The organism is Marinomonas dokdonensis (assembly GCF_052747885.1).
On record NZ_JBRAND010000001.1, the window covers coordinates 33898 to 48246 of the forward strand.

Here is a 14349-nt window from a genome sequence, read left to right on the forward strand (position 1 = left end):
CTCATTATTAACAATAAGACAACATATTGGGCTTTACGACAGGGTCAGAATAGGTCATTCTAGAATCATAAGAACAACCAAATGGAGAAACGCCATGTTTGAATTTTTACTTTTTGCGGCTGTATGTGCACTAATGGCTTTCTTAGCGGCAGGTCTATACACACAGATTTCTCAGCCAAAAACTAAGCTGCAACCCATCAAGATCAAAAAGCAGCCGACTCGTAACAAGCGCCATCCACAAGATTATTAATACTTACTAATCTTAAAACTCAAAGCAGACTTAGCAGTCTGCTTTGTTGTTTCTAGCCCATCATTTTAACGCAATATTATATTCATTGAGTTTATTCGCTACCGCACTGTGGCTAAGCCCTACGGCTTTTGCTAGCCGTCTGGTGCTTGGATATTGAGGATACAGCTGCCTTAGTAACTTGGCCTCAAAGGCTTTCACGGTTTTATCAAGGGAACCTTCCTGTAACACCACCTCTAAACTCGTGTTGTCGGACGCTAAGCCTAGATCTTCTGCCTGCCACTCTTTATTGGGATTCGCCAATAGGGTTTGCAAACAAACACTGTGCAATTCTTTCAAGTTACCCGGCCAAGGGTACAAGGAGAGTTTTGCCAAAGCTCCTTTTGAGATACTCGGTAAGGCAAGATTATAACGACCACAAATGTCCTCTAGAGTCTGCTCTAAAAGCCCAGCGAAATCCTCTCGTCGACGAGCAAGCTCTGGCATTGTTAACACCAAGGTAGATAACTCGAAATAGAGTGATTTATTGAGCGTTGCATGGTCAATCAATTGCTCTTGAGTCAAGGAAGATAAAGATACTAAACGGGCACTGGATCGTAAGCTGGTTAATTCATCGGTTTGTTTGGCGAGCCAACTTAATAAGGCGAATTGAACCTCTTCTTTGAGGCGTTCAATATGTTCTATCACCCACCAGCCACAGAAAGAATCCAGTGCTTGAATATCTGCAAGGTCTATATCCTCGGCAGATTTCATCACAATCTGACAGTCTCGCTCTAGTTGATTGTCATACCAGAACTGAAATAGCGCCTGAATGAAATCCCGCTTACCGGTTCCCACTTGGCCAACGAACAACAGCGGCATGGTAAGGTCCGCTAAGGATTTAGCCTGAGAAACAAGCCCTGCCATGGCCGAGCTTTGTAACACGGACTCACGATGGTATTTATCCAAGCCATTAATGGGCTTGGGGGCGTTCTTTAAACTTTGCGTTTGTCGTTGTAATCGCGCCTCAGATTTCAGGTGTATGACACTGCCCGCTGGGGTTTGGCTGCCATCGTCACCCTGCACCCAGATTGGTTTCATTTCTAACAAGAGCGTTTTGCTGCGAATTTTAATACGCTTGCTTAGACCTGCTGGCATACTCTGCCATGGTATCTTGGCAAAATTCACCCCTTTAATAAATTGCTGTAGCGGCTGGTGCAATAAGCCTGCAACACTGGTCTGTAAGTCTTCTGCGGCAAGCTCGGTTGCCATGGTGATCACACCTTTTAAGTCCACGGAAATCACCCCGTCTGGCAAGGCTTCCAGCAACATATACAAGGTGTTTGTTTCCCGTTCCGATGGGGTGAAGGCAACTGTTTTCACATCTTCCACATCGTCAAGTTTGCGGATTTCGGCCAGCAGTTTTTGAATCTTAGAAAAAGCTATGTCACTAAAGCCGCAGTAAATACAACGACGCAGGGTATCCACTTCGATGAGTCGCACATCAATTTGATAAGGGGTAAATAAATCCAATACTTCGCGTATCATGCCGATACGATCTTCACACTGAATTTCAAGCCTCATGGCCACGTATTACTCTCCTCGGGCGCTCTCACCCTAATCTATTTATTCGCCTAGGCCGGGTTTTGAACTTAACAGAAGTAAATCCCTTTGGGGTGAAAATACCTCATACAAAGGCAAGATTGCCGCCCCCATTACTCCTGCAGAGTAACCAGCTTGCGCGGCGCTAATCTCTGGTGCAACGAGCAAAGTCTGATCATTAAACAAGCTTTGCATTTGGTCCATCAAGCTTCTATTCACCTCAGCAGGCAAACGCCCAGCCAAAATGATATCCGCTGGATCGTATAGCGCTAAGACCGCGAGTAAAGCTGGCTTAATTTCTGCGATCACTTCTTGGGACCACTGCTTAATGACAGGTTGCAACTCAGCGTCGCCCCAGCCATCTTCTCGGTGTGGCCAAAGTGTTTGCTGATGTTCAAAGTAACGTCGCAAGGAAGATAACGATAAAGCTTCTAGCGTCCATTTGCCATGCTTGCCCGTGGCTGTGGCAATCATGCCAAAGCGACCCGCTTGCCCATGAGCTCCTAAATAGCATTCACCATCCGCAACAAAGCTGCCGCCACAGGCGGTACTGACAAAAATATAAAATAGATGCTTTCTATGGGTGTTGGCGGATAATAGAACTTCACTGGTGGCCGCTGCCGTTGCGTCGTTTTCACAATAACAAGCGACCCCAGATGTCTCTTCTAGCCATAACTCAAAGGCATTAGATTGCCAGTAACTCAGTGCCAATTTTAAGTCATTGAGTTGGTTGCGCTGGGCGGCATCTGTTACCAGGGTTTCCAACCAAGCGTCCATAAAGCCGGGGCGAGTGAGGCCTATGCCCTGTACTTTGCACCAATCTTCACCAAGTGTTTGCTTCACCTCAGCCAAGAGTTCTTGGGCAATGTTTTTTGCGACTTCTTCTGTAGGGAAAGACACCAGCTTTTCTCGTAACAGCACGCAGTGTCCTGTGAAATCCAGCAGTGCAGCACTAATGTGATCTCTATCTATATTAATGCCTAAGCTATAAGCCCCTTGTGCATTAATGCTCAATTTTATAGAGGGCTGGCCACGACGGCCTTTCACTTTGCCCGTGACTTCTAAAAGCTGACGCTTTAATAAAGATGAGGTGATCACCGAAATGGTTTGGCTGCTTAACCCCGTCAGCTCTGCCAGTTTGACCCGAGAGATATGCGGATTCTGCCTCACCAGTTGCAGAATAATACGTTCATTGTAAATGCGCCCCTGCTCGGCGGTACTGCCTGACACTTTCATACTTAGCTACCTTTTCTATTGGCTAGCAGTCTAACCAATATAATTAATAAATCTAGTTGATTTATTAAAGCAGCAAGGGCTATCCTAACGCCATAATTAAAATAACTGACCACAAAGGACGATCACCATGCAGGCGAGCCCAGACTTTCAATCCGCTGCTTTTCTTAAGCAACACATTCAAGACACCATGGCGTTTTATCACCCCCATTGTATTGATGAACAAGGCGGCTACTTCCAGTTCTTTAAAGACGATGGGCAAATCTATGACAGGGAAACCCGTCATTTAGTCAGCAGTACCCGCTTTGTTTTTAATTATGCCAAGGCTTATATGGCAGAAGGCAAAGAAGAGTATTTGGCAGCGACTCGACATGGTGTGGATTACCTTAGAAATCGACATCGTCGAGAAAATGGCGGCTATGTTTGGCTACTCGAGGGCGACTCTAACCTTGACGAAACCAACCACTGCTATGGTTTAGCCTTCGTACTGTTAGCCTATGCGAGCGCTTATAAAGCAGGCGTTAGTGAAGCCAAACCTTGGATCAACGAAACATTTGAATTAATGGAAAAGCATTTTTGGCAGCCTGAGTTTGGTTTGTACCAAGATGAAATATCCGCCGATTGGCAGACCCCCTCTTCCTATCGAGGCCAAAACGCCAACATGCACAGTTGCGAAGCCCTCATGGCCGCTTACGATGCCACCCAAGATCAGCGTTATCTAGAACGTGCCGAGCTACTTGCGAAAAATATATGCCAACGCCAAGCAGACTTGGCCGGTGGTGAAATTTGGGAGCACTATAGCCAAGATTGGCAGGTTGATTGGCAATACAACAAAGATGACCCAAAACATTTGTTTCGCCCCTGGGGGTTTCAACCTGGCCATCAAATCGAGTGGGCCAAATTGCTGATCTTGCTGCACCAAAGAAGCCCGCAAGATTGGCTCATCCCCAAAGCAGAAGCACTTTTTAATACCGCCTGGCAAAAGGCTTGGGACACTGAGCATAAAGGCTTATGTTATGGCTATGACCCAGAAGGCAATATTTGCGATGGTGATAAGTACTTCTGGGTTCAAGCGGAGTCTTTCGCGGCGGCCGCCATGCTTGCTTTAGTCACCAACAAAGAAGCGTATTGGCAGTATTACAACCAACTTTGGGAATACAGCTGGCAGCATATGATAGACCATCAATACGGGGCTTGGTTTCGCATTCTCACCCAAGACAACCAAGCTTACGATGACTGCAAAAGTCCGGCGGGAAAAACCGATTACCATACTATGGGGGCCTGTTATGAAGTCATTGAGCAATTACGCCTTCAAGGCATGAAACCAGCCTAATGGCTTGTCCCATACTACAAAGCTAACATCACCTAAAAATGGGCGGCCTCCTCTAACCCAAGACCGCCCATTTGCCATACATATACTCTTAATTTACAAAATGCAGTATGATTAGCCACTACGATTTGAATTCTGGCCCCATCTTATATGCAACTAGATAAAATAGACCTTAACTTACTGCGCTATTTAGACTCTCTACTTCGCGAACAAAATGTTACCCACGCTGCTAATCAACTGGGCATTACCCAACCCGCCATGAGTAATGGTCTACGACGTTTACGTGACCTATTCCACGACCCGCTCCTAGTGCGAACCAGTGATGGCATGATGCCAACCGCTCTAGCCATTCAGCTGCAGCCAAGAGTGGAAAACATTTTACAATCCGTCGACGAAGTATTGCATCTAGGACAAAGCTTTGAGGCTGAATCAAGTTCCCGAGTGTTTCGCATCATGGCCAGTGATTACGCGGAAGCTACGCTGATTCCTCCTCTTATGAAAAAGCTACAAAGCGAAGCGCCAAACGTTATTTTAGACGTTATGAACCCAAGTGATGTAAGTTTCCATGACGTCGAAAAAGGCAAGGTCGATCTGGTTATTAACCGTTTTGACACACTGCCTCAGTCTTTCCACCAAAAGTCTGTTTGGGTCGACCATTTCTCTTGTCTTGTGCCAGCGGATTCTGATCTGGCAAAGAACTTTAACCTCACCAATTATCTTTCATCTTCCCATGTATGGGTGAGTAAAACAGGGTTTGGTGTTGGGGTTGGCATACAACCGGAAGAAGTGCAGAAACTTGGTTGGGTTGACGGCACATTGGCCGATCTGGGTTTTAAACGAAACATTCGCTTATTTACTCGTAACTACAATGTGGCCATGCGTGCTACAGAACAGCTTGGACTCATTGCGACGCTACCTTCTTTGGCCACGCGACTCATGGAAGGCAACGATAAAGTGGTCGTCCTGCCCACACCATTTGAAGTGCCACCGATTGAATTAAAAATGCTCTGGAGCCCTTTGCTGCAGCATGACCCTGGACATATTTGGCTGCGCTCAACCATTGCAGGTTGTTCAAAAGCCATTGCCGAAAGTAATAATTTATAAAGTAACCGACAAAAAAATACCCCCAAGACCACAACCTTGGGGGTATTTTACGAAACCACACTGAGTGGCTTATTTATAGGTTACTTAAAGATTTTCTAAACGTACTTTTGCTTCCTCAGCATTCGATACGGTCATTTCCAAATCTTTAATATGGCCATTATCGATACTGTAGCACCAGCCATGTACATGCAGTTCCTGACCCGTTTTCCACGCATTTTGTACAATACTGCTTTGGCAGACATGAGCAACTTGCTCAATTACGTTTAATTCACACATGCGATCAAAGCGTTCGCAATCATCCGTGATTCCATCCACTTCTTCTTTGTGTAAACGATACACATCTTTAATGTGACGTAGCCAATTGTCTATCATGCCATGCTCTTCTGTGCCCATCGCCGCCTTGATACCGCCACAACCATAATGCCCCACTACCATGATGTGTTTTACCTTCAAAACATCTACTGCGAACTGAATCACAGATAGACAGTTTAAATCGGTATGCACGACCACGTTGGCAATATTGCGGTGTACAAACACTTCTCCTGGCAATAGATCAACAATTTGGTTAGCTGGAACACGGCTATCTGCACAGCCTATCCAAAGGTATTCAGGTTTCTGCTGCTTTGAAAGCGTGGAGAAAAACTCAGGATCTTCCGCATTGACCTTGGCAGCCCACTCTCGGTTTTTCGTGAAAAGATTACTTAAGCTATTCGACATTCTGCCTTCCTTCTAATTTTTACGATACCAGCGAAGTTTTATGTCCGCGGTGACACTTATGGACTCTAATGCCTTAACGGCCTCACGACCTTCATAAGAAGCTTTATGAATGTGAGGAGTCATACTCAATAATTGCTGAATGGCCAGTTGAGAGGTTAAATCAAAGTTGTAATTTAATTTGTGCTCTCCAAGACACTCAAAACCTGACACACCATCACTATAAGTGGCTTTATAGTCATGGATGGCAGGGTAGAGAATTTTTCTTAACTCAATAAGGTGATCTTCGCCTGATTCCACGAGGAGCAAGTATCCGCCCTCTGCCAAAACACGTGAAAACTCAGAGAAGACAGGGAAGCCAAAAAGGCATAATACGGCATCAACACGGGCTTCTGGCATAGGCAAAGCGGCATTACTGCCCACCAACCAACTCACCTCTTTATCCCTTTTGCTGGCGGCCATAATCGCCCATTTAGAAATATCTAAACCGATTCTCTCAATCGAATTGCCCTGTTCAGCCAGCAACAAGCCTAACTGATGTAAGTAGTAGCCTTCCCCACAACCGGCATCCAAAAGTCGCACAGTCTCTTGCTGGAAAAAGCCGGCTGGTGCACTGGCAACAATCTCTTTAACGATTGGAAAATAATGTTGCTGATTCAAAAAGGTTTGCCGTGCCGCAACCATTTCTTTGCTGTCGCCCGGATCTTTAGAGCGCTTATTCTGAACGGGAAGTAAGTTCACATAGCCAGTCTTGGCCAGATCAAAAGTGTGTCCATGGGCACAAACAAGGCTCGCTTGCTTAAGCTCAAGACGTGAGGCATCCATCGGACAGGATAAATTTTCCAGCTTAGACACAGTGTTCCTAATTAAGGTAGGGGATTGGTGTTATTTTATTGACACCACAGGGGATAAACAAGCCAAATCAAATAACTAAAAAAACAATTCAACAATGTTTACAATTTATTTAACAAAGCTTACCACATAGGTTTTTAAAGGTTACCAATCATTTGGCACAACAAAGATATTTGCGGGGGTTGGATTTGTTTTTTCGCTCCAACAACATAGGTTAATAGGCCGATCATCATGCCGAAATTTATCCCCCAGTAAGTTCGATAATTCAGACACAGCAAAGCCTTGAGTCAGTTCAGGTAACGCCAGCCAGTGGGGTTTCGTCATCAGTTTAGCGTACTCATAGCGTTCCTCTAACAAGGCTAAATTATCTAACCTTAACCAGCCACAACGTTCTTGCTGTATAGGGTTTTCGGTGAGTCTCTCTTGCCAATTTTTGGCAAGATTTAAATCGAAAAACAATCGCCCAAAAATTAACAGCTTGTTTGCTATCGGCTCGTTTTCAGAGCCCAGAATAAGATCAGCAGCTTGTCGCCCTGCTGGGCTTTTTAACAGCGTCAGCTGATGCTGTCGTGCTCGGGTAACCTTCTTCGCTAGGCTGTCTTGCTTATTAGGGCCAATCCAATCATGGGGAGCAAGGTCTGGTCGCTGCAAATAAAATTTAACCGCGATTTCAAACTGCAAAAGTCGCCCTTGCGGATCTCTTAGCAAAGCATCCACTTCGCCAAGGGTTTTACCCGCTTGTTGAACTTGAAAGTGCTCTTTAACAATACAAAGGGATGAAAGGTGTTCAATGGCAAATGAAAACAGAGTTTCAAAATAGCTGCCCAGAAAATGCGATTTACAAGCGTTAATCGCTTCAATTAGGGGCGCTGGGTCATCTTCAAGGGCTTGTAATCTAGCCTCAACATCATGATGCCAATATTTGGCGAGATCACAGTCTTGCTCTATGTAATGGCCTACAATCAGCCAGGCCAAATCCTTAACATAAGGGTGCTGTAACCCAGTGATCATCACTTAAGTTCACTCAAATAGACATCAATTGCTTCCAAACAAGCCACCAGCCGACTCACCTCAAGGGGAGACTTATGTTTAAAAGCTTCTTCCGCCATGGGAGCAACATGACAGCGAGTCGGTAACGGTTCACCACTATCGAGTAACGCGTTAAACCTTGCAATCATCACGTATCTTAACCACTGGGCAAAACTCATGGTGTCGATACAAAAAGGTTCTGTGCTCATCATGGCTTGTGCGCTTGGTTGGCCTGTCGACCATTCACCACATTGTTCCATGCAAGTTTCAAGCTCTTGAAGCAAAGCCTGCAAGTTTGGCTGTTTCGAAAAACCCTCTGACAACCTGATTTCTCCTTTAGAAAACGGTAATATAGGTCAACTTTTACTAATGATGGCCCCTTTCATTCACACTGCAAGCCATCTCTCATTTGAGCTTTATATCTACCATGAACAAAATTGAATCTCTTTCAGACTTATTTCAAATGGTTGGCTGCGATGTCACCTACTATGATCTTGGCCGTCATATTACTAAAATTTCCCCGCAACAAGCTATACAGTTTGACCGTAAACAGCAGGCCTACCCTTTCCCTTTTCGCCAACACGCTTGGTTAGCTTGCCTATTAAAAGATAGCCAGACGACCTCTAAAAGCTTGTTAGATAACGGTGTCATCTGGTTTTTGAAGCTGCCTCTGGACGAAGCTGGTTGCTTGAACTTGGGTACCCGAGATCATTTTATAAAAAGCATAGTGGATAAAATTTTGCATAAAGGGGAAGCTCAAGGCTTATCGGAAGCATTAGAAGACAGCCCTTATGCGTTTAAGCCCGACCAAGAACGTATGGCCAGCTTTCATGCCATTCTTGGTAAGCAGCTCAACACCCCAACTTCCAGTTTTTTTGATGGTGTCATTGATTACCTAAAATCACCACTTGAAGTCAACTCCGAGCAATGGCAAGAACTTGGTATTCAAGGCATTGCAGAGTTAGCCACTAGAGCCCATGAGCCAACATATACGGCACTCATTATTAAAGCAATCCAGCAAGCAAACCCTGCTTTTATCAGTGCACTCTGTCATGCTCTAGAGCATGAGTCACTGCCAAGCAGCATTCAAGAGGTGCTGATCCAACAACTAGAAGAGAATCAAGACCCCTTCTTGCAAGCCAGTTTTATCCGTGCGCTTTCGCGTAACCCCCTTGATAACCGACTGCTACTGCCCTTATTTGGGCTATTAGGCAGTCTAGTCGAATGTCAGGACGATGACACACACAGCATTGCCGCATTGGCCGCTAAATGTCCTCACTGGCTTGCGTCTAACCCTCAGTTGCTACGCATTATTATGGAGAAGCTGGCCCACCGACAAGATGGCTACATTGCCTTCAAGCAAATCACTGCCGAACTTAGCCAGCATCCAGAGACTCACCAGCCATTGTGGACCCTACTTCGCAGCCAACACATTAGCTCGCAATTGGCACAAGCGGTGAACCACATATTTACACAAACACCGGCCAATCTTCACTAAACCGCCCTTTAGCCTCAGTTTGCATGTTATTTGCACCCTTAATGACTGTTTTTACTGAGGCTAAGCATGTTTGTTGTCATATTTCCGTGCTAAATTTACAGAATATAGAAACTTAGTTTAAGGTCCGTTCATGTTGAAGCTTGGGGCCAAGAGAGGGTGTAGTGAGAAAATTATTAGTATTGTTTAGTTTAGTTGGCGCCATGTTTGCCAATGCCGAGAATTTACGCGTCGAGATTTCTGAAGTCGCCAGTAATCCAGAAAGCTACACCATTGTTGATGTTCGTGATGAGCAAATTTACCTTGAAGGCCATATTAAAGGCGCTGTTAATTTTCCTGCCAGCCTCACCTTCGATGATTTGACCATTAGTGGTCGCATTACCCCACCTAACCAAATGCAGTCGCTCATCCAGCAAAGAGGTCTCGATATCCATGACAAGGTTGCCATTTATGATGATGGCAGTTTCTTTGATGCGGCAAGACTTTTCTGGTCCCTAGAAGTGTATGGATTTACCAATGTAAAACTCATTAATGGTGGCTACTACGAGTGGCAATCCCTTAATCTTCCTACCAGCACCCAAGCCATAACACCAGAGCCTAGTCAGTATGTCGCTTCCATTGACAACAAAAAACTGGCCACTAAGTTTGCAACCCAAATCGCTTCTCGCAGCCCATCGCAAGTGGTAATTGATGCCCGCAGTACAGACGCCTACCAAGGCATCATTTCGACAGCTCAGCGTTTTGGCCATATCCCTCATGCCGAACACATTCCTGCGACCCACAATATTGGCGCTTCCAATGGCATGTCGAAACTTAAAGATTTGAATGAGTTAAAAAGCACTTATCAAAATATCGACCCTAACCAAAAAGTGATTATTTACTGTGCGATAGGTCGCGTTTCTTCAACCAACTATTTTGCCCTGCGTGAACTGGGTTATGATGTGGCTAACTATGACGCATCTTGGCGGGAATGGGGTAACGACTTTAACCTACCCGTGACCAACCCTTCAGGCCAATAACAAGGGCACCCTATGTGGTACAAACTGAGTATTAAGCGACAACTTATCATTTTCATGTCGTGCATTATTGTGGTGGTTGAGGCCGCCACATTATTCCTAATTCTAAATATTCAAAAACAAGAAACGCAGGAAATGGCGATCAATGAGGCCAACAGCATCAGTGCCTCATTGAATAATGATTTTGTAAAATACCTACTGACCCCAGGTGCTGATTCTTTATCGGATATCACCTTCCGCTTATCTGCCTTTAATAATATTCAAGGGGCGATGGTCTACGACGAAAGTGGTCGTGCGATTTATCGTTTTAAAGACACTGAACACATTACCGCAGAAAAACCGCAAGTCACACAGAACACCAGTGTATTTACTGAAGCCAACCTGTTAATTCAATCCCCTATTGAAGCCGAAGGCTATCAATTTGGCATGGTGATACTAGACGTCAATCTGGATACTTTTCGGGTCAAACAAAAAGAGATCACCAACACCATCTTAGCGATTTTCCCTTTTGCACTATTGTTCGGGCTTATCTTAAGCACCTTTTTAAGTAAGAGTTACACTAACCCCTTCCTCAAATTACTTTATGCGATGAAGAAAAGTGACCCGACCAATAACGCCATTGTCACCGTAGACACCAAATCGGAAAACGAAATCAAAGAGTTATTTGACGGCTTTAATCAGCAGATGGAACAGATTTCACAATCCTCTGAGGCACTTAAGTTTCAAGCTTCCCACGATACCCTAACGGGCATTTACAATCGTTACCATATGGAAGAACTCATCTCCCAAGCCCTTAAAGATGAAACCCGATGTGGTTATAACTTGTTGTATATCGATCTGGATCAATTCAAGTTGATCAATGATTCAGCGGGTTATCAGGCGGGTGACGAGTTACTTAAAATGATTGTCAGTCACTATCAAGCTATTTTACCCAGCCACGGGACCTTTGCTCGTGTCGACGGTAATGGTTTTATGGTGCTATTGAAAAACTGTACTGAAGGCTTTGGTAACGACTTCCTAAACTTAAGCTTACAACGCCTGAACGATTTCCGTTTTTCTACCAACAACGAAACTTACAGCGTGTCGGCCTCTATTTCTTTGGTGTATTTCAAACCTTTTGAATTCACCTTAAAAGAGCTTCTAAAAATCAGCAGCGCCTCTCTTTATACGGCAAAAGCTAAGGGTCGTAACAAGTCTCATATTTATGACCCAAGCGATGAAAAAACCAAGCGTGTGTCCATCGAGACAGAAACCGCTAGGATGATTAAAGAAGCCTTGCATGGAGGCCCTACTCGTTTTGAATTATTCGCTCAGGACATAGTGGCGCTGCAAGAAACCAAAGAACAAATTAGTTACGAAATCTTGATTCGCATGTGGGACAAGGATAATAATTTTATCTCCCCTGGAGACTTCCTTCCTGCAGCAGAGCGTTATCAATTAATGAGTGATATCGATGCTCATGTGCTTTGGACCTATCTTGAAATCGTCACCCAAAGCCCTGAACACATTGCCAAATTACACTCGGCTCATATTAACTTGGCCGGTTCGAGCTTAAATAACCCTGACTTCCAAGAAAAAGTAAGGCAAGCCATTGCTCACTTTGACTTCCCATGGGAAAAACTTGAACTGGAAATCACCGAGAGTTCGGCCATTGGCAGCTTTAATAGTGCCAATAAGTTCATTTCTTGGTTGAAAGAGCAGAAGATTGGCTTAGCTCTGGATGATTTTGGTACGGGCATGGCGTCTTTTGAATACTTAAAAAGCCTCCCCTTTGATGTGGTCAAAATTGATGGCAGCTTTGTAAAAGACATGCACACAGACCTTACCGACAAAGCCGTGATCAAATACATTCAAGAAATAGCCAATTTGAAAGGCCAAGAAACGGTTGCTGAATATGTGGAGACTCAGCAAGATGTGGATGAGTTAACAAGCATTGGCGTCACCTATGGCCAAGGTTTCTTCCTTGGTAAGCCACGTCCGTTAACAAGCTGGATAGATTAATAAAAACCCTCTTTAAGCGTCATGAGTTTGTGCTTAAAGAGGGTTGGTTTTAATGTTTGGTGGGCGATTTGCTCGCCACTCGCATTTTCTTTCTGTGCTCTACAAATGCTTCAGTCAGTAGATAATCCCCATGCTCAGTATATTCTAAGGCGCCTCGATTGATCAGAGCATCTAGTGTCTTCGACAACACTCTTTGTCTGTGATCACCTTTCACAAAATAGTATTGATCATCAAGCTGCACCAACTTAAAACCGGATTCTAAAAAGCCAACGCATAAGTTTTGAGTTGGCGTTAATTTGAGTTTCATAATTTCCCTCGTACGGCCGTCTCGTTTCGTTAACTTTAACTATAGTCAAAATTAGCCAGAACAAAAATTTTCTGTCTATTTTTAATCGAATCTTAATAATTCATTTAGACTGAGTTTTGCCTTGGCTGGGTACTTGGAATATTATGCTGGCACTTTAACGCTGCACAGTTGATCAAACATTATGAATATTCAAACCAGTGCAAAATATCTTGCAGAACTTGGCCACCCAACCAGGCTAGAGATATTGTGCTACCTAGCCCAAAAAAGTGCCAAAGGCATACCGGTGGGAGAGCTCCAGCATCAGCTGCAAATTCCAGCCTCTACTCTTTCTCACCATATTAATCGACTCATTAATGTGGGGCTACTAGAACAAAAACGTGAAGGACGTGTACTGTTGTGCTCACCGAAATACGACGAATTAGTGACCTTGCTGGATTTTCTATCTCAGCAGTGGAAGATCAAAAGCTAACCGATAGGCATAAAAAAAGCGGGGATTTAACCCGCCTCTTTAAACATACTGGCTGGCTGCCTTACTCAGCAAACACCACTGTCTTATTGCCGTGTACAAGAACACGATCTTCTAGGTGATAGCGTAAGCCTCGAGACAAGACCAATTTTTCGATGTCTTTACCTAATCGAACCATGTCTTCCGCTGCGTGACTGTGACGTACACGGATCACGTCTTGCTCAATAATAGGACCCGCATCTAAATCCGCTGTTACATAGTGGCAGGTTGCTCCGATCAGCTTAACCCCTCGCACAGCCGCCTGATGGTAAGGTTTAGCCCCGATAAAGGATGGCAAGAAACTGTGGTGAATGTTGATCACCCGATGACGGTATTTTTCACATAGGTATTCTGGAAAGATCTGCATGTAGCGCGCCAGAACGATAGTGTCGGCTTGAGCCGCATCGATGCAAGCCTCAATTTCTTGGAAAGCCGGCATCTTGTTTTCTTTTGGCACAGAGATGCAGTGGTAAGGAATCTTGTACCACTCCACCATAGAGCGAAGCTCTTCATGGTTAGCAATAACGCCAACAATCTCACAGTTTAACTCACCCGTGTGCCAGCGGTGCATAATGTCATTCAAACAATGGGATTCTTTCGTCGCCATCAACATAACTTTCGGACGATCGTCACTGTCTTTTACATACCAGCGCATGTTGTATTCAGCAGCAATGGGGGCAAACTCTTCACGGAAGGTTTCCACATCTATATTCAGGCTTTCTGCATCAATGTCATGGCGCATAAAAAACCATTTTTGTTCGATGTCAGTATGGTGGCTTGCTTCCACAATAGAGCCTTGACGCTCATTCAAAAACTGACTTACTGCAGCCACAATCCCCACTCTGTCGGGACAACTAATCACTAGACGAAATGTTTTTCTCATACTAAAAACTTACAACCTTTAAAATCATTTTCTTAACAAGAGCCATAGTCAA

At 44.5% G+C, this 14349-nt stretch carries 15 protein-coding genes; 7 read left to right on the forward strand and 8 right to left on the reverse strand.

Going from position 1 to position 14349, the window contains the following annotated elements; genetic code table 11:
• Nucleotides 1-94 precede the first annotated feature (94 nt).
• Nucleotides 95-250 carry a hypothetical protein gene (locus ACUM5Y_RS00140; protein WP_445974822.1) on the forward strand — a complete coding sequence of 52 codons (156 nt, stop codon included), beginning with the start codon at nucleotides 95-97 and terminating at the stop codon, nucleotides 248-250.
• A 60-nt stretch (nucleotides 251-310) separates the two neighbouring features.
• On the opposite strand, the gene ACUM5Y_RS00145 is transcribed toward ACUM5Y_RS00140, so the two are convergent.
• Entirely contained in the window at nucleotides 311-1810 is a 1500-nt protein-coding gene (locus ACUM5Y_RS00145; protein ID WP_445974823.1) for a TyrR/PhhR family helix-turn-helix DNA-binding protein, read from the reverse strand.
• Between the two features lie 42 nt (nucleotides 1811-1852).
• Entirely contained in the window at nucleotides 1853-3064 is a 1212-nt protein-coding gene (locus ACUM5Y_RS00150; RefSeq protein WP_445974824.1) for an ROK family transcriptional regulator, read from the reverse strand.
• Between the two features lie 127 nt (nucleotides 3065-3191).
• Here ACUM5Y_RS00150 and ACUM5Y_RS00155 point away from each other — a divergent pair, with 127 nt between their 5' ends.
• A complete protein-coding gene (locus ACUM5Y_RS00155; RefSeq protein ID WP_445974825.1) occupies nucleotides 3192-4394 on the forward strand; it encodes an AGE family epimerase/isomerase in 1203 nt (400 codons plus the stop codon).
• 147 nt (nucleotides 4395-4541) lie between these two features.
• Nucleotides 4542-5495, forward strand: coding sequence for a LysR family transcriptional regulator (locus tag ACUM5Y_RS00160; RefSeq protein ID WP_445974826.1), 954 nt, complete (start codon nucleotides 4542-4544; stop codon nucleotides 5493-5495).
• Between the two features lie 84 nt (nucleotides 5496-5579).
• On the opposite strand, the gene can is transcribed toward ACUM5Y_RS00160, so the two are convergent.
• From can to ACUM5Y_RS00180, 4 genes are all read right to left on the reverse strand, one after another.
• Nucleotides 5580-6212, reverse strand: a complete 633-nt coding sequence (can, locus tag ACUM5Y_RS00165; protein WP_445974827.1) for a carbonate dehydratase — start codon at nucleotides 6210-6212, stop codon at nucleotides 5580-5582.
• A gap of 12 nt (nucleotides 6213-6224) precedes the next feature.
• Nucleotides 6225-7064: a putative RNA methyltransferase gene (locus ACUM5Y_RS00170; RefSeq protein ID WP_445974828.1), complete on the reverse strand. Its 840-nt coding sequence runs from the start codon at nucleotides 7062-7064 to the stop codon at nucleotides 6225-6227.
• Between the two features lie 141 nt (nucleotides 7065-7205).
• Entirely contained in the window at nucleotides 7206-8072 is an 867-nt protein-coding gene (locus ACUM5Y_RS00175) for a DUF1853 family protein (RefSeq protein ID WP_445974829.1), read from the reverse strand.
• A complete protein-coding gene (locus ACUM5Y_RS00180; protein ID WP_445974830.1) occupies nucleotides 8072-8413 on the reverse strand; it encodes a YqcC family protein in 342 nt (113 codons plus the stop codon). The genes ACUM5Y_RS00175 and ACUM5Y_RS00180 overlap by 1 nt, the downstream gene beginning before the upstream one ends.
• A gap of 104 nt (nucleotides 8414-8517) precedes the next feature.
• Here ACUM5Y_RS00180 and ACUM5Y_RS00185 point away from each other — a divergent pair, with 104 nt between their 5' ends.
• The 3 genes from ACUM5Y_RS00185 to ACUM5Y_RS00195 all read left to right on the forward strand — a co-directional run bounded on the left by ACUM5Y_RS00185 (nucleotide 8518) and on the right by ACUM5Y_RS00195 (nucleotide 12602).
• A complete protein-coding gene (locus ACUM5Y_RS00185; protein WP_445974831.1) occupies nucleotides 8518-9588 on the forward strand; it encodes a DUF3549 family protein in 1071 nt (356 codons plus the stop codon).
• Nucleotides 9589-9749: 161 nt separating this feature from the next.
• Nucleotides 9750-10604 (forward strand): sulfurtransferase, encoded by an 855-nt coding sequence (locus ACUM5Y_RS00190; protein ID WP_445974832.1) that lies wholly within the window; start codon nucleotides 9750-9752, stop codon nucleotides 10602-10604.
• Nucleotides 10605-10616: 12 nt separating this feature from the next.
• Nucleotides 10617-12602 carry an EAL domain-containing protein gene (locus ACUM5Y_RS00195; RefSeq protein WP_445974833.1) on the forward strand — a complete coding sequence of 662 codons (1986 nt, stop codon included), beginning with the start codon at nucleotides 10617-10619 and terminating at the stop codon, nucleotides 12600-12602.
• 49 nt (nucleotides 12603-12651) lie between these two features.
• Here the strand turns inward: ACUM5Y_RS00195 and ACUM5Y_RS00200 are convergent, their stop codons facing one another.
• Nucleotides 12652-12909, reverse strand: coding sequence for a formyltetrahydrofolate deformylase (locus ACUM5Y_RS00200; RefSeq protein ID WP_445974834.1), 258 nt, complete (start codon nucleotides 12907-12909; stop codon nucleotides 12652-12654).
• 181 nt (nucleotides 12910-13090) lie between these two features.
• Between ACUM5Y_RS00200 and ACUM5Y_RS00205 the strand changes: the two genes are divergently transcribed.
• Nucleotides 13091-13378 (forward strand): ArsR/SmtB family transcription factor, encoded by a 288-nt coding sequence (locus ACUM5Y_RS00205; protein WP_445974835.1) that lies wholly within the window; start codon nucleotides 13091-13093, stop codon nucleotides 13376-13378.
• 61 nt (nucleotides 13379-13439) lie between these two features.
• On the opposite strand, the gene purU is transcribed toward ACUM5Y_RS00205, so the two are convergent.
• Nucleotides 13440-14297 carry a formyltetrahydrofolate deformylase gene (gene purU / locus ACUM5Y_RS00210; RefSeq protein ID WP_445974836.1) on the reverse strand — a complete coding sequence of 286 codons (858 nt, stop codon included), beginning with the start codon at nucleotides 14295-14297 and terminating at the stop codon, nucleotides 13440-13442.
• Nucleotides 14298-14349: the final 52 nt, after the last annotated feature.